Source organism: Salarchaeum sp. III, from assembly GCF_036418315.1.
Classification (GTDB): domain Archaea; phylum Halobacteriota; class Halobacteria; order Halobacteriales; family Halobacteriaceae; genus Salarchaeum.
On sequence record NZ_JAZHPG010000026.1, the window covers coordinates 110056 to 128252 of the forward strand.

Annotated in this window: 18 protein-coding genes and 1 pseudogene; 12 read left to right on the forward strand and 7 right to left on the reverse strand. The window is 68.8% G+C overall.

All coding sequences use genetic code 11. From position 1 onward, the window contains the following. The first annotated feature begins 22 nt into the window (after window positions 1–22). The gene (locus tag U3A55_RS09315) at window positions 23–499 is read left to right on the forward strand and encodes a cupin domain-containing protein (RefSeq protein ID WP_330991229.1); all 477 of its coding nucleotides are present in this window, start codon (window positions 23–25) and stop codon (window positions 497–499) included. Here U3A55_RS09315 and U3A55_RS09320 read toward each other — a convergent pair. The 3 genes and pseudogenes from U3A55_RS09320 to U3A55_RS09335 all read right to left on the reverse strand — a co-directional run bounded on the left by U3A55_RS09320 (window position 496) and on the right by U3A55_RS09335 (window position 2871). Continuing rightward, on the reverse strand, window positions 496–1608 hold the full coding sequence (locus U3A55_RS09320) for a glycosyltransferase family 2 protein (RefSeq protein WP_330991230.1): 1113 nt from the start codon (window positions 1606–1608) through the stop codon (window positions 496–498). The two genes, U3A55_RS09315 and U3A55_RS09320, sit on opposite strands and share 4 nt — an antisense overlap. Window positions 1609–1646: 38 nt before the next feature. After that, window positions 1647–2538: pseudogene (locus U3A55_RS09330) on the reverse strand (ribonucleoside-diphosphate reductase). Between the two features lie 36 nt (window positions 2539–2574). Further along, window positions 2575–2871, reverse strand: coding sequence for a DUF5779 family protein (locus U3A55_RS09335; RefSeq protein WP_330991234.1), 297 nt, complete (start codon window positions 2869–2871; stop codon window positions 2575–2577). Between the two features lie 72 nt (window positions 2872–2943). Between U3A55_RS09335 and U3A55_RS09340 the strand changes: the two genes are divergently transcribed. After that, the gene (locus U3A55_RS09340; protein ID WP_330991235.1) at window positions 2944–3093 is read left to right on the forward strand and encodes a DUF7557 family protein; all 150 of its coding nucleotides are present in this window, start codon (window positions 2944–2946) and stop codon (window positions 3091–3093) included. Here U3A55_RS09340 and U3A55_RS09345 read toward each other — a convergent pair. Further along, entirely contained in the window at window positions 3090–3530 is a 441-nt protein-coding gene (locus tag U3A55_RS09345; protein ID WP_330991236.1) for a DUF5799 family protein, read from the reverse strand. The genes U3A55_RS09340 and U3A55_RS09345 overlap by 4 nt on opposite strands. Window positions 3531–3623: 93 nt before the next feature. Here U3A55_RS09345 and U3A55_RS09350 point away from each other — a divergent pair, with 93 nt between their 5' ends. Beyond that, window positions 3624–4382 (forward strand): carbon-nitrogen hydrolase family protein, encoded by a 759-nt coding sequence (locus tag U3A55_RS09350; protein ID WP_330991237.1) that lies wholly within the window; start codon window positions 3624–3626, stop codon window positions 4380–4382. A gap of 42 nt (window positions 4383–4424) precedes the next feature. Further along, the gene (locus tag U3A55_RS09355) at window positions 4425–4733 is read left to right on the forward strand and encodes a hypothetical protein (protein ID WP_330991238.1); all 309 of its coding nucleotides are present in this window, start codon (window positions 4425–4427) and stop codon (window positions 4731–4733) included. A gap of 6 nt (window positions 4734–4739) precedes the next feature. Here the strand turns inward: U3A55_RS09355 and U3A55_RS09360 are convergent, their stop codons facing one another. After that, the gene (locus tag U3A55_RS09360; protein WP_330991239.1) at window positions 4740–5564 is read right to left on the reverse strand and encodes a hypothetical protein; all 825 of its coding nucleotides are present in this window, start codon (window positions 5562–5564) and stop codon (window positions 4740–4742) included. Between the two features lie 114 nt (window positions 5565–5678). Here U3A55_RS09360 and U3A55_RS09365 point away from each other — a divergent pair, with 114 nt between their 5' ends. After that, a complete protein-coding gene (locus U3A55_RS09365; RefSeq protein ID WP_330991240.1) occupies window positions 5679–6776 on the forward strand; it encodes an NADH:flavin oxidoreductase/NADH oxidase in 1098 nt (365 codons plus the stop codon). Between the two features lie 503 nt (window positions 6777–7279). Further along, the gene (locus tag U3A55_RS09370) at window positions 7280–8773 is read left to right on the forward strand and encodes a TrkH family potassium uptake protein (protein WP_330991241.1); all 1494 of its coding nucleotides are present in this window, start codon (window positions 7280–7282) and stop codon (window positions 8771–8773) included. On the opposite strand, the gene U3A55_RS09375 is transcribed toward U3A55_RS09370, so the two are convergent. Then, window positions 8770–10041 (reverse strand): MFS transporter, encoded by a 1272-nt coding sequence (locus U3A55_RS09375; protein WP_330991242.1) that lies wholly within the window; start codon window positions 10039–10041, stop codon window positions 8770–8772. The two genes, U3A55_RS09370 and U3A55_RS09375, sit on opposite strands and share 4 nt — an antisense overlap. A 95-nt stretch (window positions 10042–10136) precedes the next feature. On the opposite strand from U3A55_RS09375, the gene U3A55_RS09380 reads away from it, so the two are divergent. Next, on the forward strand, window positions 10137–11702 hold the full coding sequence (locus U3A55_RS09380; RefSeq protein WP_442978295.1) for a uracil-xanthine permease family protein: 1566 nt from the start codon (window positions 10137–10139) through the stop codon (window positions 11700–11702). On the opposite strand, the gene U3A55_RS09385 is transcribed toward U3A55_RS09380, so the two are convergent. Beyond that, entirely contained in the window at window positions 11696–12502 is an 807-nt protein-coding gene (locus U3A55_RS09385) for a ZIP family metal transporter (RefSeq protein WP_330991243.1), read from the reverse strand. The two genes, U3A55_RS09380 and U3A55_RS09385, sit on opposite strands and share 7 nt — an antisense overlap. 104 nt (window positions 12503–12606) lie before the next feature. Between U3A55_RS09385 and U3A55_RS09390 the strand changes: the two genes are divergently transcribed. The 5 genes from U3A55_RS09390 to U3A55_RS09410 are packed head-to-tail and all read left to right on the forward strand — an operon-like array spanning window position 12607 to window position 18178. Beyond that, window positions 12607–14703 carry an acetate--CoA ligase family protein gene (locus U3A55_RS09390; protein ID WP_330991244.1) on the forward strand — a complete coding sequence of 699 codons (2097 nt, stop codon included), beginning with the start codon at window positions 12607–12609 and terminating at the stop codon, window positions 14701–14703. Further along, complete coding sequence (locus U3A55_RS09395) at window positions 14700–15755, forward strand: phosphotransacetylase family protein (protein ID WP_330991245.1); 1056 nt, start codon at window positions 14700–14702, stop codon at window positions 15753–15755. The genes U3A55_RS09390 and U3A55_RS09395 overlap by 4 nt, the downstream gene beginning before the upstream one ends. 43 nt (window positions 15756–15798) lie before the next feature. Then, a complete protein-coding gene (locus U3A55_RS09400) occupies window positions 15799–16722 on the forward strand; it encodes a DUF7544 domain-containing protein (RefSeq protein WP_330991246.1) in 924 nt (307 codons plus the stop codon). Window positions 16723–16746: 24 nt separating this feature from the next. Further along, window positions 16747–17847: a pyridoxal phosphate-dependent aminotransferase gene (locus U3A55_RS09405; protein ID WP_330991247.1), complete on the forward strand. Its 1101-nt coding sequence runs from the start codon at window positions 16747–16749 to the stop codon at window positions 17845–17847. Between the two features lie 40 nt (window positions 17848–17887). Then, window positions 17888–18178, forward strand: a complete 291-nt coding sequence (locus U3A55_RS09410; protein WP_330991248.1) for a PRC-barrel domain-containing protein — start codon at window positions 17888–17890, stop codon at window positions 18176–18178. Window positions 18179–18197 lie beyond the last annotated feature (19 nt).

An 18197-nucleotide genomic window follows, 5' to 3' on the forward strand; every position in this document is an offset into this window, starting at 1 on the left:
CGTGCCGCGCGATGCCATCGGTATGAGCGACCACGAGTACGCGCGCGTCCACGTCCCCGACATCGAGCACACGCCGAACCCGAGCCGGGAGAAGAAGGAAGTCGACGAGGCGGTCGGCGCGTCCGCGTTCGGCTTCAACGTCTACACCGCCGACCCGGGCGAGCAACTGCCGTGGGGCTACCACCGCCACCCCGCACAAGAGGAACTGTTCTACGTCGTCGCGGGCGAACTCCGCGTCGACACCGCAGACGGCACCCAGCACCTGGAAGCTGAGGACGCCTTCTTCGTCCCGGAGAACGCGCCCGTCGCGGCGGAAGCCGTCGGTGACCGGCCGGCGCGCGTCGTCGCGGTCGGCGCGCCGAAGGACGCCGACGACGCGGTAATCGAAGAGGAGTGTCCCGCCTGCGGCGAGGTCACGGGACGGACGCACGAGAAGGCGGACGGCGAGTACGTCTTGTACTGCGAGTCGTGCGGTGCGGAAGTCACGCGCTTCGCTTAGTCGACCTTCTCCGTCGTCTCGAACGTCTCCGGTTTCCGAAGGTACCCGACGAGCGCGCCCATAGCGTGCAATGCGTACACGAAGGGCGAGGCAACGAACAGGAGATAGTCCCAGCGGTTCGTGTCCTCGTAGTAGGAGAGGCCGACAGCGATCCAGACGAGTGTGAACCCGACGAACACCGCGGAGAACACGCGGAACGCGGTGCCGAACGCGATATGAGTGTGGTGGCGGTACGCGAGGAACGTCACGATGGGTGCGAACGGACTCATCGCCCAGGACGCGTTCCGCACCGCGTACAGCACCCAGTAGTGCGGCGGCAACAGTCTGTCCTGGCCTTTCGTCCCGGACTCCCAGCGCCGGCGCTGGAATATCATCGCCGTGAGCGACGGCGGCGCCTGGTTCCGGAAGCGAGTGTCCACCACGTCGAAGGACGCCCCCCACTCGACGACCGCCTTCCAGACGAACACCGTGTCCTCCACGAGCGACGGGAACTCCCACGTCACCGCGTCCTCCACGGACTTCCGCACCGCGATACCGCCGCCCCACGCGTAGAGCGGAATCGCGAGCGTCGGGAACGCGCGCTGTTCGACCTGGAATCCCATGCGGACGATTTCCGCCCAGTACGTCAACCGCGACCCCGTGTACTCCGGGTACTCGCGGAACTGCACGATGTCGCTGTCCGGCAGCCCATCGAACCCCTCCATTCGCGTGTCCTCGTCAAGATAGAGCACGAACTCGCGCTCGCAGGGGATGTGCTGGCGCGCCCACTCGAGCGCCCGGCCCTTCCGCGTCGCGATGGAGTCGACCTCGTCGGGAACGACGTACACGCTCGCACCCTCAATGTCGATGGGGGACTCCGCGATAACGTGTACGTCCGTGAGTTCGTCCGGAATCGCGTCCACCGTCTCCTGCACCACGGACTCCGCGTCCACCGTGAGCACGCGCACCTGCACGTCGTCCGCGCCGTACTCCACGCGCGGCGGACTGTACGAGCGCGCGAGCCACATCTCGTACGTCCAGAACCCCGCCGACACCGCGAAGAGGACGAGCATCCCCCAGAGCAGAACGGACGCGAGCGACGGCAGCCAGACCGGCACTCCCTCGAACACGTCCGTCGACTCGTCCGGCCCGCTGGTAAGTGTACGGGCTATTCGAGCGCAGTCAGGGTGTCGACGTCCGGGATGTCCGCGCTCGCGTTCGTGATCTGCTGCATGCGCTGGGTGTGCTTGTCGACCGCGTACTCGACGAGGCCGAGCGGGTCGTCCGCGACCGCCCCGCCGCTCCCCGCGTCCGGCGTGACGCTCTCCTGGACCAGCGGGAGGAGGTCGTCGACGGTGTCCCGGATGAATTCGGGGTCGACGTCGCCGGCCTCGACGGATTCCTTGAGCTGATGCATTCCGAAGCCGACGTGCCGGCCCTCGTCACCCCGAATACGGGTGAGGCCGGCGACCAGCCCCGGGAGCTCCGGGAGGTCGACATCTAGGTCGTTGGTGCCGCCGTACGCGTTCGTCAATCCGTAGTAGCCCGTCTGCGCGAGAATCCCCTCGATGGTGAGGTGGGTGACAGTACGCGCTCGCGCGGGTCTCCGGCGTGTCCTCGACGAGCAACTGGTCCATCGCGTCCGCCATCCGCTCGAAGAGTTCGACGTACGCCGCGGAGAACCAGCGGTCGTCGGTCGGACTCGTCGGCGTCATGCCGCGTCGGTCCTCCTCGGGCGTGACGACCGTCCGCCAGTACTGGTCGAAGAAGTCCGCGTGCTTCGACTCCTCGTAGAGCTGCGTCGTCACGAACAGCTCGTCGCCGATGTCGTCGAGGACGACGGCGAGCGGCGCGAGGTCTTCCGTGACGGACTCCTCGCCCGCGCCAAACGCCGCGAGCGACCCGCGGAGGTTCGTGAACGTCGCGTCGTCCAGGTCGGCGACCGCGTCCGCGTCCGCCTCGAGGTCGATGTCGTGGGGGTCCCAGTGGTTCTCGACGGCGTGCCGGTAGTAGCGGTACGTCTGCGCCGTCGGGTCGAGCAGCCCGGGTTCGTCAGCCATGCTACACGTGTCGGCGAGAAACCGCTTAAACCTATGCTACAATCGACTGGTGTCCACGTCCACGCCCGGCGGCGTCACCACGAGGAAGGAGCGAAAGTGCATCAGCGTCCCGCCCGCGTCCTTCACGGGGCCCGCGAACCCGCCCGCGAGGTCGTCGAGGTCGCCGTCCACCGCGAGCACCAGCACGTTCCCGTCCTCGAGTTCGCTCAGCCACTCCTCGTCCCCCGTTTCCCCGTCGAGCACGCCGAGGACGACGCGCCCCTCGAACTCCGAGTCGAGTTCGGGCGAGAGGTGTTCCTCCGCGCTCCGCAGGTCCAGTTCGAAGTCACTCATAGACGGGCCGACGCACCCCAGGGGCAAAAGTCGCCCCCTCCACTTATCAACACTCGACTACACAGACCAGGTATGCCGAAAGTACACCTCAACGAGGACACCATCGAACGACTCGACCAGATCCGGGACGGCGACGAGTCCTACGACGAAATCGTGGAAGAACTCATCAACATCTACGAGACGGAGGAGTTCACGCTCCACCACGGCGGCGACGGCGTCTAGGTCGCAGCTTCTCGCACTTCCTCCCAGCGACCGTTCTCCTTGAGCTTTTCCTGTAGTGCGTCCGCGTACTCCTGCGCGAGCGCCGCGGCCTCCGATTCGCGTTCCTCGTCGCGCTCCTCGTCGCTTCCGTCGAGGCCGAGCGCGCGCTTCACGCCGCCGAGAATCCCGCCGCTGTCGTCGTCGCGCTGCTGGCCGCCCGTCATCGCCGCCATGCCAGCGTCGACGTTGTCGAGTTCGTCCATCACGTGCGTGAGGTTCGACGTGTCCGCCACCAGCCGCGCGCGCTCCGGGTCGCCCGGGTTCTCGATGTCGAACTCCACCGCGGTCATCACGAGCCCCCACTGCTGGTTCGAGAACGAGGACTCCTCCACGCGGTGCTGGAACTCGTCGTCCACCCGCATCCGCTCGCCGACGATTCGGTCCTGCCAGTCGCTCATACCCGAGAGGTGGACGGCCGGGGGCTTGAACGCCCGGGTTCCGCGGAGGGGTTCGACACCCGCGTTTTTCCGCGCGGCCCGCGAGACGCCCGTATGGTCACCGTCGCCGCCTGCCAGCTCGCGCTGTCCGACCTCGACCCGGACGCGAACCTCGACGCGATAGCCGACCGCCTGCGCGGCCTCCCCGACGACACCAGGGTCGCCGTATTCCCTGAGTACGCGCTCACCGGATTCGTCGCCGACAGTCGAATCGAGACGGCCGCCCTCAACCGGGAGAGTGACCGACTCGAACGCCTCGACGCGCTCGCCGGCGAGCACGACACCGCGATTCTCGCGGGGTTCGTGGAGGACGCGAGCGACGCGTACCACAACACCACGGTGTACGTCACGCCCGAGGGCGACCGGACGTACTACCGGAAACGCCACCTCTGGGCGGACGAAGCTGACGTGCTCGCACCCGGCGACGAACGCGTCGTCGTGGACTCGCCGCTCGGCCGAACCGGCCTCGTGACGTGCTACGATCTGAACTTCGTCGCGGAGAGCGCGGCGTTCACCGACGACCGAGTGGACGCCCTGTTCGTCGTCGGCGCGTGGCCCGCGCCCTACGCGCAGAACTGGAAGCTCCTCCTGCGAGCGCGGGCGCTCGACGGCGTGCGCTGGGTGGTCGGCGCCGGGCGGACGGGCCGCCGCGACGTTCCGGGCGCGCGCGTCACCGACTACGCCGGCCAATCACGAGTGATTCGCCCGGACGGGAGCGTGCAGGCCGCGCTCAACCGCCGCGAGGACGACCTCGTCGCCGACATCGACCCCGGCGACCTCGACGCGCACCGCGAGTTCATCCCCGTCCTGTAGCGGCCACACGGTTTTTTCCGGCCGCGCCCGCACCAACTGGGTATGTCCGACGACATCGACGTCGAAGTCGAGGTGGAGGTCGAAGTCGACTCCGAAGAACTCGAATTCGAGGGCAGTTCGACGGAGTACGAGGCGGAACTCGAAGCCGACGGCATCGAAATCGAGGTCGAAGCCGACGTCGAAATCGGGGACGGCGAGGACGAGGAGGCGGACGCGGACGAGTCAGAGACCGACGAATCAGAAGCGGAGTCCGGAGAAGAGTTGAACCAGAGCGACGTGACGGAGGACGCCGTGGAGCGCCACCTCGACCGGGAGGGCGAGGGCGACCACGACGAGATGGACATGGCCTAAGCCGGGTTAGAGTCCGCAGCCGGAGATGGTGGTGCAGTCGACGCCGGCGTCTTCGAGCGCGTCGATGTACTCGTTCAGGCCGATGGCGTCGCTGGCGATGTGGCCGGTGACGACGAGGTTCTTCTCGTCGTACTCCTCGCGGAGTTCGACGGCGTCGCTCGCGGAGACGTGGATGTAGATGACGGTGTCGACGCCGTTTTCGAAGTAGGCGCGCGCCACGTCGGCGCCGCCGTTCGTGCCGGCGGCGTGGTGGACCGCCACGTCGCCGAGTTCGTTGTCGTCCGCGCCGACCCGGGTCTCGATGTCGGTCCGGGCTTCTCGTAGTTCCTCGAATTCGGCGTTGAATGCGTCCTTGAGGTCGGCGACCGTATCGGACTCGTCGAGCGTGTCGACCACGTCGACGAACGCGCGACGCCCTAATTCGTCGGGCGCGAGGTGGACGTTCATGTACGGCTGGTCGAGATACTCCGCAATGCTGGGGTTGTGCCGGTAGTTCGCGGCGTGCGCGCCGTACTCCGCGCCCTCACGGATGCCGTCGGCGGCGTCCTCGGCCTCGTCCTCGGGGACGCCGTGCGCGGTCATGAACTCGACCTGCTTGTCGAGCACGTCCGTGAAGTCGAGGCGCGCGTCGTCGCCCGCGGGGTGGTGGGCGAGCGCGAGGTCGAACCCCTCGCGGTGTGCGAGCTGGACTTCGGGGCTTTCGAGGTCGATGCCGACGAGAGCTGTCTCGATATCCTCACCGGATACGTAGGTGGTGCTGTCGCCGGGTACGTCGTCCCAGCCGACGAGGTCGAGGCTGAGCTGCATGATTTCCTCAGTACTGAGTCCCATGGTCGTGCGTTGAGTGTCGGATACGTGTATGGTGGGAAACCGGCAAACCCGCACTTGCGGCAAGCCGGCCCGCGGACGGCACCGCTTTAGGACGCCCGGGGATAGATGGACGCGATGACGGACGACCTCTTCGCGCCGCTCGAACTCAGGGAGACGGAGATACCGAACCGACTGATGCTGTCGCCGATGTGTCAGTACTCCTGCGACGGCCTGGACGGCCTCGCGACGGAGTGGCACAACGTCCACCTCGGGTCGCGCGCCGTCGGCGGCGCCGGCCTCGTGATGGCCGAAGCGACCGCCGTCGAACCGCGCGGCCGCATCACCCCCCACGACCTCGGCATCTGGAGCGAGGAACACGCCGACGCCCTGAAACGCACCACGGACTTCATCGAATCCCAGGGCGCGGTCTCCGGCATCCAGCTCGCGCACGCCGGCCGCAAGGCCTCCACGCACCGCCCGTGGGCGGACGAGAACGGCTACGTCCCCATCGACGACGAGGGCTGGGAAGTCGTCTCATCGACGGACGAACCCTACCCCTACGAGACCAATCACCCCACGCACGCGCTCACCACCGACGAAGTCGAAGACGTCGTCGAGTCCTTCCGCGACGCCGCCGAGCACGCGCTCGACGCCGGGTTCGACGTACCCGAAGTCCACGCCGCCCACGGTTACCTCCTCCACCAGTTCCTCAGCCCCGTCACGAACGACCGCGACGACAAGTACGGCGGGAGCTTCGAGAACCGCACCCGCATCGTCCGCGAAGTCACGGAAGCCGTCCGCGACGTCTATCCCGACGAGAAACCCGTCTTCGTCCGCATCAGCGCGACCGACTGGATCGACGACGAACCAAGCTGGGACGTCGAACAATCCACCCGGCTTGCCGACCAACTCGCAGACGCCGGCGCAGACCTCATCGACGTATCGACTGGCGGCATCTCTCCAAAGCAGAACATCGAATGGGTCGGCGCCAGCTACCAGCTCCGCTTCGCCGAACACATCCGGGAGAACAAGACATCCGACATCAAAGTCGGGAGCGTCGGCGGCATCACCCAGCCCGAACAGGCCGACGCCATCATTCGGAACGACCGCGTCGACCTCACCATCGTCGGCCGCAAATTCCTCCGCGACCCCTACTTCGGCCTGCACGCCGCCCAAGACCTCAACCGCGAAGACGCCAACCGCCCGCCCTCCCAGTACCTCCGGGGCTTCTGAACGCACCTTTTTCCGGCTCGGGTCGGCAAAGCCGACCACTCACCGCAAAAATCTGTTCTGCGAAGCGAAGCTTCGCGGAAGTCGCAAGACGCGAAGCGTCTTGCTCACCACCAAAAATGACGGTCGCCTCCGGCGACCGAGGGTCACGCGAAGGACTGTGCGACCTGAGCGTGACTCAGTCAGACGGTTCGTCTGACGCGAAATCGCGGCGCGTTGCGCCGCGAATGCCCACAAACGCCGCGAACGCTCGATTCCTCTTGAGTGGTTTCACGCATTGGACGAACGTTCAAGTACGAAGCCGCGGCCAGCGGGCGGTATCTACTGACAATTGTCGCGCGTCGGGAAGCGAAACCCGACGACCGGCCGGCGCGCGCACCGCGAGGTCGTCGTGTCAGCCCCAAAACCCGGATTTAAGGGTGCGGCGAGCGTTCGCTCCGACGAGCCGTGATACGTTCGACCGTCCAGGAGAGACGACTAGCCACGAGTCACACGGGTAGCGCCCGATGAGTCTGCGCGTCCGCTGGCGCGCGAGCCTGAAACTCGTCGGCGTCGTCCTCAAGTGGCTCTGGGTGCCGCTCACAGCGCCGCTCATCCTCGCGCTGTACGACGGGACGCCCGTGTTGCCGTTCGTCGTGCCGATGATCGTCACCGTGACTGTCGGACTCGGGCTCGAACGGATTCCGTCGGACGCCGACGTGCACGTCCGCGAGGCGTTCCTGATGGTCGCGCTCACGTGGCTGAGCGTCGCGCTCGTCGGGTCGCTCCCGTTCCTGCTCGCGAGAAACGGCGCAATCGCCCATCCGGTGAACGCGTTGTTCGAGGCGATGAGCGGCGTGACGACGACGGGCGCGACCGTCATCGTCGACTTCGACGCGCACTCCCGGGCTATCTTCCTGTGGCGGTCGCTCCTCCAGTGGCTCGGCGGCCTCGGCGTGCTCGTACTCGCAACCGCCGTGCTCTCCCGCGTCTCCGTCGGTGGCGCACAGCTCATGGAGACCGAGACCCAGACGCAGGAAGTCAAGCTCACGCCGAAAATATCGGAGACGGCGCGATTGCTCTGGACGATTTACATCGCGCTCACGGCGCTCGCCGTCGTCGTGCTCTACAGTCTGAACGTCGCCGGCGTCGCCCCCGAGATGACGCTGTTCGACGCTATCGCGCACGCCCTCACCTCCGTGTCGACGAGCGGGTTCTCACCGCGTGCGAACAGCATCGCTGTGTTCTCCCCGGCGGTCCAGTGGGCGCTCGTTCTGTTCATGGTCGCGGGTGCGACGAGCTTCGTCCTCATCTACCACGCCGCCACCGGGGACACGAAGCGCGCGCGGAACAGCAGCGAGTTCCGGTTCTACATCGGGACGCTAACCGCGTTCGCGCTGGCCGTCACGCTCCTCTTGACGCTGGACTCGAGTCTCGGGCTCTCCGGCGTGGAGCAACTGCGGCACGCGGTCTTCCAGGTGGTGTCCATCGTGACGACGACCGGGTACGCGAGCACGGACTTCAACGTCTGGTCGTCGAGCGCGAAATCCCTCCTGTTCGCGGGGATGTTCGTCGGCGGGATGGCGGGGAGCACGACGTGCTCCATCAAGGCCGTGCGGTGGCTGGTCATCCTGAAGTCGCTGCGTCGCGACATCTACACGTCCGCGCTGCCGAACGTCGTCCGCCCGGTGCGACTGGGCGGGAGCGCCATCGCGGAGGACACGGTCCGCGACATCTACGCGTACGTCCTCTTGACGCTCGTGCTCTTCGCGGCAGCGGCCGCGTTCGTCGCCTTCGACGCCGCGCGCGTCGGCCTGTCCGTGAGCGAGTTCGAGGCGATGGGCGCGGCGGCGTCCACCTTCCTGAACATCGGACCGGCGTTCGGGCTTGCCGGACCGCTCGAGAGCTACGAGTCGTTCCCGCTGTCGACGAAGCTCGTGATGACGGTGCTGATGTGGATCGGGCGCATCGAAATTGTGCCCGTGCTCGTGCTGTTGACGCCGACGTTCTGGCGGTCCTAGGTCTGTCGGGCGGCGAGGATTGCGCCGGCGAGGACGAACCCGCCCGCGGCGACGAACGCGGCGGTGTAGCCCGCGCTGGTGGCGAGCCAGCCGCCGAGGAGACTTCCGGCGCCAGTCGCGACGCCGCCGAGCGCGCCGTACGCGCCGAGCGCGTCCCCCCGTATCGCGGGCGGGGCGAGCCGGGTGACGATGCTCGTCGCGGTGACGGCGACGACCGCCCAGGTCACGCCGACGACGAGGAACAGAACGAGGAGCGCGAGGAACCCGGGGAGCGCGGGCAGCAGGGCGACGAGCGCCACGGCGGGGAAGAGGAGAACGCGCGCGGCGAGCGCGGTGAGCTGGACGAGTCGGGCGCCGTACTGGGTGGCGAGCGCGCCGGCGCGAGCGTAGAAGGCGGCGGAGGCGGCGCTGGACGCGAGGAACACGACGAACACCTCGGTGGAGCCGTAGCCGAGGTCGGTGAGGAACGCGGGGAGCGGCCCGAAGAACGCCGCGAATCCCGTGAACGCAAGGAAAATGGCGCCGAGGTAGGTTGCGAGCGCGGGTGTGAGCCGTTCGGCGAGCGTTCGCGGGTGGAGGCGGCGTATCGCCCAGAACGACCGGAGGCCGCCGAAGGGGGTGATGCGGGTGGCGTGCCCGGAGCCGCGGAGGAGGCGTTCGATGCTCGCGGTAGAGCGACCGAAGCGCGCGATGGAGACGGTGGGCTGCGGGAGCCAGCGCCACGCGAGCACGAACGCGAGGCCGGTCACGGCGGCGGAGAGTCCGAAGAACCAGCGCTGGGCGGGGAGCGTGTCGAGGACGCGGCCGGCGACGGCGGCGTTCCAGACGGTTCCGGCGAGCAGGCCGGCGAGCCAGCCGTACCCCTGGACTTCGTTGAGGCGGCCGATACGGGTGTCCCAGCCGGATTCGGGAACGTCGGCGACGGCGAGCAGCGTGAGGACGGGGGCGGCGGCGGCCGCGGCGAAGAGGAGAGCGGCGTTCGCGACGACGACGGCCCAGACGGACGAAACGAACGGGAAGACGGCGAACGCGCCCGCGGCCGCGCCGAGACTGAGCAGGACGAACGGCCGGTAGCGGCCGGTCGTGGAGGCGAGCCGGCCCCACGCGAGCGCGCCGGGAACGCCGGCGAACGCGCCCGTCGCCGCGATGAGGCCGACGGTGAACGCGTCCGCGCCGAGGGAGAGCGCGTACAGCGGCACGAGCACGGACGCCGCGCCGATAGCGGCGTACCCGAGCGCCCACGCGTACAGCCAGCGGTCGGCAGTCACGCTCGTGAGGAGTCTCGGGCGTGTCAAAGAGATTGTGTTTGGCTGTCGGGGAAGCGCGGCGCTTATCCCGCGGGCGTCTGTGCGGTCTACTCGGAATGAGTTCGGACGAGACGCCCCCCGAGGGGATGGCGGGCGAACCGGGGACGGAGCGCGTGGAGGAGTCCCTGGTGGAGTACGGAATCGAGGACGAACCGCCGCTGGGTCGCGCGGCGGCGCTCGGCCTCCAGCACTACCTGACGATGGTCGGCGCGAACATCGCGGTACCGCTCATCCTCGCGGCCGCGATGGGGATGCCGGCGGACGCGACCGCCCAGCTGGTGGGGACGTTCTTCGTCGTCTCCGGGGCGGCGACGCTCGCACAGACGACGCTCGGGAACCGCTACCCCATCGTGCAGGGCGCGTCGTTCGCGCTGCTCGCGCCCGCGCTCGCCATCGTCGGCGTGATGGCGAGCCAGCCGAACCCGCCGAGCTGGGAGGTGATGCTCCGCCAGCTCCAGGGCGCCATCATCGTCGCCGCGCTCGCGGAAACCGTCATCGGGTACGTCGGCTTGGTGGGGTGGCTGAAGAAGTACATCTCGCCGGTGAGCATCGCGCCGACCATCGCCCTCATCGGCCTCGCGTTGTTCAACGCGCCGCAGATTATCGACGTGAACGCGCAGATGGCGGGCGCCCAACAGAACTGGTACTTGCTCGGCCTCACCGTCCTCCTCATCGTCGGGTTCAGTCAGTACCTCTCGACGGTGAGCACGGCGTTCCGCCTCTACCCCGTCCTCATCGGCATTGTGACCGCGTGGGGTATCGCTGCCGTCCTCTCCGTCGTCGGCGTCATCGGGCCGAACGCGTACGGCTACGTGGACCTCTCGCAGGTCACGTCCGCGCCCGCGCTCACCGTTCCGTCGCCGTTCCAGTGGGGGACGCCGCTGTTCACGCCGGCATACATCGTCGGGATGTTCGCGGGCTTCCTCGCCTCCGTATTCGAGTCGTTCGGCGACTATCACGCGGTCGCGCGGCTCTCCGGCACGAGCGCTCCCTCGGCGAAGCGCATCAACCACGGCATCGGCATGGAGGGCCTGATGAGCGCGTTCGCGGGCGTCATGGGAACCGGGAACGGCTCCACGTCGTACTCGGAGAACGTCGGCGCTATCGGACTCACCGGCGTCGCGTCCCGGTACGTCGTCCAGATCGGCGCGCTGTTCATGCTCGTCGTCGGGTTCGTCGGGTACGTCGGCGGCCTCGTCACCACCATCCCCGACCCCATCGTCGGCGGGCTGTTCGTCGCGATGTTCGGCCAAATCGTCGCGGTCGGCCTCTCGAACCTGAAGTACGTCGACCTCGACTCCTCGCGGAACATCTACGTGCTCGGGTTCTCGCTGTTCGTCGGTCTCGCCGTCCCCGCGTACATGGGCGGCGTGGCGGACGCGGGCGTGTTACAGGCCGGATTCGCCGACGTGCCCGTGCTCGGCGTCCTGCTCGGCACCGAAGTCGTCGCACAGACGGTGTACGTCGTCGGCGGCACCGGAATGGCGATCGGCGGGCTGACCGCGTTCGTGCTCGACAACACGATTCCGGGAACGCGCGAGGAACGCGGCCTCGACGAATGGTCCGCGCTCACCGAAGCCGAGGGCGAGTTCGAATCCGCCTGGGAGCGCCTACGTCAGTAGAGCAGGAGCGGCGTCATCGCGAGCGCGCCGCCGAGCAGGCCGAGCGCGAACGCGGGAAGTCCCCTGTGTTCGAGGTCGCGGCCGGTGTCGAGGGCTTCGGGGACGAACTCGGAGAGAACGAGGTACGTCATCGCGCCCGCGGCGAACCCGAAGCCGTAGGGGAGGAACGCACGCGCCCATCGAACGAAGACGAACGCGATACCCGCGCCGATGGGCTGGGGGAGGCTGGAGAAGACGGCGGCGCCGACCATCCGCCACTTGCTCATCCCGAGGTTCTTCAGGGGAATGGAGACCGCGAGGCCCTCGGGGACGTTGTGGATGCTGATGGCGATGGTCATGAACGCGGCGAGGACGGGCATCGAGAAGCCGAGAACGACGAGTGTGTTCTCGGCGCTTTCGAGGCCGAGGTTCGCGAAGCTGACGCCGACAGCGACCCCTTCGGGGAAGGAGTGGACGGTGAGGACGCCGAGGATGAGGACGAGCTTCTGGAAGTCGGCTTCCGCGAACTCACGCGGGTCGATCTCGGCATCCGAGATGACGCGGTGGGCGAGGACGACGAGAACGACACCGGCGAGCGCACCCGCGCCGACTTCGATGGGGGTGCCGTAGTTGAGTCCCTGCAGTATCAGGCCGAACCCTGACGCGGAGAGCATGATGCCGGACGCGACCCCCCAGAGGCCGACGGTCCAGCGGTCGGGTATCTCGTCGACGAGGAAGAACGGGAGCGCGCCGAGGCCGGTCGCGAGGCACGTGACGAGGCCGGCGAGCACGACGAACGCGAGCGCGGAGAGCGAGACCATACGCACGCTTTAATATAAACACTCTTTCTATTTTCGGAACTATTTTTGGCATTCCTAAAACTCAGTGGGTAGTTTTATCGGCCGACCGGTCGTTCGTTCTCGTGATGACAGGTGTAGGAGCCACCGGCCTCTTCGACCCCGACCGAGTCGCCGTCGTCGGCGCGACGGACCGCGCCGGGTCGGTGGGGCGCGCCGTCCTGGAGAACCTCGACTCGTTCGACGGCGAGGTCGTCGCGGTGAACCCCGGTCGGAAGGCCGTGCTCGGCTATCGGTGTCACGACTCGCTCGCGGACGTACCCGGCGTGGACCTCGCGGTGGTGGTGGTGCCGCCGTCGGTCGCCGTCGACGTGGTTCGGGAGGCCGGCGAGTCCGGCATCGAGAACGTCGTCGTCATCACGGCCGGGTTCGGCGAGGCCGGGAGCGAGGGCGCGGCGCGCGAGCGCGACCTCGCCGCCGTCGCCGACGAGTACGGCCTCACGCTCGTCGGCCCCAACAGCCTCGGAATCATGAGCACGCCGGCGTCGATGAACGCGACGTTCGGCCCCGCGGACGCGCTCCCGGGGTCGATAAGCTTCATGAGCCAATCGGGCGCGTTCATCACCGCCGCGCTCGACTGGGCGAGCGACCAGGGTATCGGGTTCCGGCACGTCGTCAGCCTCGGGAACGAGGCCGTGCTCGACGAAACGGACTTCGTCGAGGCGTGGGGGGACGATGAGACGAGCGTCGTTCTCGGCTACCTCGAAGGCATTAGCGACGGCCGCGCGTTCATCGACACCGCGCGCGACGTGACGGACGAGACGCCGGTCGTGCTCGTGAAGTCCGGGCGGACGGAGGCGGGCGCGCAGGCCGCGTCCAGCCACACCGGCACCATCGCGGGCAGCGACGCCGCCTACGAGGCCGGATTGGACCAGGCGGGCGTGGTGCGCGCGGAGACCGTCCAGCAGCTGTTCGACTACGCCCGCGCGCTCGACGGCCTCCCGCTCCCCGACGCCGATTCCGTCGCCGTGGTGACGAACGCGGGCGGCCCGGGCGTGATGACGACAGACGCCGTCGGCGACTCCTCGCTCACGATGGCGTCATTCACCGACGAGACGCTGGACGCGCTCGCGGAGTCCTTACCGGAGAACGCGAACCGCTACAATCCCGTGGACGTCATCGGGGACGCGGGCGTCGAGCGGTTCCGGACTGCGCTCGACACCGTGCTCGGCGACCCGAACGTCGGCGCGGCCGTCGTCGTCGCCGCACCCACCGCCGTGCTGGACTACGCCGACCTCGCGGAAGTCGTGGGTGAGGCACAGGACGCCCACGACCTCCCGGTCGCCGCGGTGCTGATGGGCGGGAGTCGCGCCGAGGAGCCGTCAGCCCGCCTCCGCGAGTCCGGCGTTCCGAACTACTTCGACCCGGCGCGGGCCGTGGACAGCCTCGACGCGCTCGCCCGCCAGCGCCGCGTCGGGGAGCGCGAGTACGAACCTCCACGCGAGTTCGACGTGGACGAGGCGGCGGCGCGCGACATCCTCGAATCCGCGGCCGACCGCGGGGAAACCCGGCTCGGCGTGGAGGCAATGGGACTGCTGGACGCGTACGGCATCCCGACGCCCGCCGGCGGCATCGCGGAGACGCCGGAGGACGCGGTGTCGCTCGCGCACGAGGTCGAGGGCGACGTGGTGATGAAAATCGTCAGCCCCGACATCCTCCACAAGTCCGACATCGGCGGCGTGAAGGTCGGCGTGCCGAACGAGGACGTGTACGACGCGTACGAGGACCTCGTCTCCCGCGCCCGGAACTACCAGCCGGACGCGGCGATTCTCGGCGTCCAGGTGCAGGAACTCGTGGACACCGACCGCGGGACGGAGACGATTCTCGGCGTGAACCGCGACCCCCAGTTCGGCCCGCTCGTCCTCTTCGGATTGGGCGGGATTTTCGTGGAGGTGATGGAGGACACGACCGTGCGCGTCGCGCCCGTGAGCGAGCGCGAGGCCGACGGAATGCTCTCCGACATCCAGGCCGCACCGCTCCTCCGCGGAGCACGGGGCCGCGAACCCGCCAATCTCGACGCGCTCCGCGAGAGCATCGAACGACTCAGCCAGCTCGCGACCGACTTCCCGGCGATTCTCGAACTGGACATCAACCCACTCGTGGCGACGGCCGACGGTGTGCAGGCCGTGGACGTCCGCCTCACTATCGACCCAGACGAACTATGACGACGACACTACTCGCATCGACGGCGGACAGCACCGGAAAGACCGCGGTCGCGCTCGCGCTCGCGCGGGCCGCGCAGGACCGCGAGCGGAGCGTCGGGTACATGAAGCCGCTCGGCACCCACTTGCAGAGCAACGTCGGGAAGACGCTCGACCCCGACCCGTTGCTCGCGCGGGACGTACTCGGCCTCGACACCGAGGTGCACGAGATGGAGCCGGTCGTGTACTCGCCGACGTTCGTCGACGGCGTGCTCCGCGGGAAGGAGAACGCGGACGAACTCCGCGAGCGCGTCCGCACGGCGTACGACGGCATCAGCGCGAGCGCGGACGACGTGTTCGTGGAGGCCGCGGGAACGCCGAGCACGGGCCGCGCTGCCGGCCTCGCACCGCCCGCGCTCGCCGACCTCCTGGACGCGCGCGTCGTCCTCGTCTCCGACTACGGCGAATCCCGGGACGTGGACGGTGTGCTGGACGCCGCGGACCGCTACGGCGACCGGCTGGCGGGCGTCCTCTTCAATCGCGTCACGGACGCCGCACTCGACGACCTGGACGCGGACGCCGCGGCGTTCCTCGAATCCCGGGACGTGCCCGTGCTCGGCGCACTCCCGCGCGTCCCCGAACTCGCGGGCGTCACCGTCGCCGACCTCGCGGACGAACTCGGTGCGCGCACGCTCGGCGACGCCGACACAGATGGGCTCGTGGAGCGCTTCCTCGTCGGCGCGATGAGCGGGGAGTCCGCGCTCCGGCACTTCCGCCGCTCCACGAACGCCGCGGTCGTCACGGGCGGCGACCGCGCGGACGTCCAGACCGCCGCCTTGGACGCGCCCGGCGTCGAGTGCCTCGTCCTCACGGGCGGCCACGAACCATCCGGCGCGGTGCTCGGGAAGGCCGCGGACGCGGGCGTCCCCGTGCTCGTCGTGAACACCGACACGCTCCGCACCGTCGAACGCCTCGAAGCCGTGCTCGGCGGCGGTCACGTCCGCAACGAGGACACCGTCGCGCGGATGAGCGGCCTGCTCGCCGAACACGCCGACCTCGACGCGCTCCTCGGGTAGCGGCGTCCGTCTCTTTTATCCCGATGGTGGCGCTACCGGGAGTATGGACTGGTACGCGCTCTCCACGCTCGACGACGCGCTCGACGAGACGCGGAGCCTCCTCACGCCCGTTCAACTGGGCGTGTGGCTCCGGCTGGCGGTCGTCGCGGTGTTCGCGGGCGGCGCGACGGGCACCCGGAACGCCTCCGTCTCCATCGAAGCGGTGCCGACCTGGGGCGTCCGCAACGCGCTCGAAACCGCGCCGCGACTCGTCGTGCTCGCCGCTATCGCGCTCGCGCTGTTCGCCGTGCTCGGCGTCGTCGGGTCCGTCATGGAGTTCGTGCTCGTGTCGGCGCTCCGGACGCGCACCGTGGGCCTCCGCCGGCAGTTCGCCGCCGGGTTCGCCCCGGGCCTCCGCCTGTTCGGCTTCCGGTTCGCGCTCCTCCTCGTCGTCCTCGTCCCCGTCGCGGGCGTCGTCGCACTCCTCCTCGCCGCGCTCGGTACGGAATCCATCACGCTCGCCGTCGTCGCCGTCGTCCTCGTCCCAATCGCGGGCGTGCTCGCGCTCGCCGCGGTCGTCACGAGCGCCGCGACCACCGCGTTCGTCGTCCCCCTCATGCAGGACCGCGGGGTCGGCGTCATCGAGGGCTGGCGGACGTTCTGGCCCACGCTCCGCGGGGAACTCCGGCAGTTCGTCGCGTACGCGGCGGTCCGGTTCGCGCTCTCCGTGCTCGCGGGCATCCTGACGAGCATCGTCGCGGGCGCGTTCGCCGTCCCGGTCGCGCTCGCGTTCTCCGGGCTCGCGCTCACCGGCGTCGCCACCATTATCCTGGCGGCAGTGGGCGTGCTCGCGCTCCTCGTCGCGTTCGCGCTCCTCGTCGCCGTGCAGGTGCCGGTGACGACCTACCTCCGCTATCACTCGCTGCTCGTATTGGACGCGTCCGGCGCGGCGTTCCGCCTCCGCCCGACACCCGACGAGAACGCCTAACTTCGCGCGGGAAGAACGACCGGTGTGTTCCCCGACATCGAGTACCTGGAGTGGATTACCGGTCGCCCCGAGGTGGCGATGTACGACCTCGGGACGAGCGACCTCCGCGGCGACCGCGACCGCGACACCGAGGTCGTCCCGTCGCCCCTGGAGGGCCTGGACGACCCGCCGACGGGCGCGAGTCTGGAGATGCAGATCGCGGGCGAGTACGGCGTCGAACCCGAGCAAGTCCTCGTGACCGGCGGCGCGACGCAGGCGAACTTCCTCGCCGCGGCGGCCGCACTCGAGAACGAGAGCGGGGACGAAGCAGACGCGTCCGCGTCGCGCGTGCTCGTGGAGAAACCGGGGTACGAGCCGCTGGTGGCGTCGCCGCGCGCGCTCGGCGCGCAGGTCGACCGGTTCCTCCGCGACGAGAACGACGCTCTCTCTCCGGACCGCGTCGGAAAGGCGCTCACGCCCGACACCGAACTGGTGACGGTGACGAACCGACACAATCCGTCGGGGCGGCTCGCGGAGCGGGAGACGCTCGCCGAGACCGCGAAGGTCGCGCGGGAGGGAGGCGCGCGATTGCTCGTGGACGAGGTGTACGCACCCTACCACCCCGAGAGCGGCGACGGGCCGTTCGGCGGCCCGAGCGCGGTGGGCTTCGAGGACGCGGTGGTGACCGGGTCGCTGACGAAGTTCTTCGGACTGGGCGACCTCCGCATCGGCTGGCTCGTCGCGGACGAGGCGTTCGTCGAGCGCGCGCGCTCGGTCAGCCACCACTTCCACGCCGTCCCGGGGCCGAGTCGGACGCTCGCGATGCGCGCGCTCCACAATCAGGACCGGCTCGCGGAGCGCTCGCGGACGCTGCTCGCGGAGAACGCCGAGTTGCTCTCGTCGTTCGTCACGGAGCGCGACGACCTCAGCGGGACGGTCGCGCCCGGGAGCACGTTCGCGTTCCTCGACCCCGCGAACGCGGACGGAAACGCGCTCGCGGAGCGCGCGTGGGAGAACGGCCTGCTCGTCGTTCCCGGGCGGTTCTTCGGGGACGCGGAGTGCGTGCGCGTGAGCCTCGGGCTCGCGCCGAACGAGATGGCGGCCGCGCTCGACACGTTCGGGGACGTGCTCGACCGGTTCCGATAAGCCTACAAGAGTTAAGGGCCGCGGACGCATCGCCGGTGACATGGACGAGACTCCGCAGGAGATTACGACCCTCGTCGGCCGCGAGGTCTACTCGAACAACGGCGTGTTCGTCGGCGAAATCGAGGACCTCCGGCTCGATCTCGATGCAGAGGTCGTGAACGGACTCGCGCTCGGACAGCTGAACGCCGACCTGTTCACCGACCACGCGACCGGGAACAAGGGCGTCATCATCCCGTATCGGTGGGTGCGCGCCGTCGGCGACATCGTGCTCGTGAACGACATCGTCGAGCGCATGAAGGGCACCGAGGACGAGAGCGAACTCGCGGTCTAATCCGACAGGCCTTTTCTGC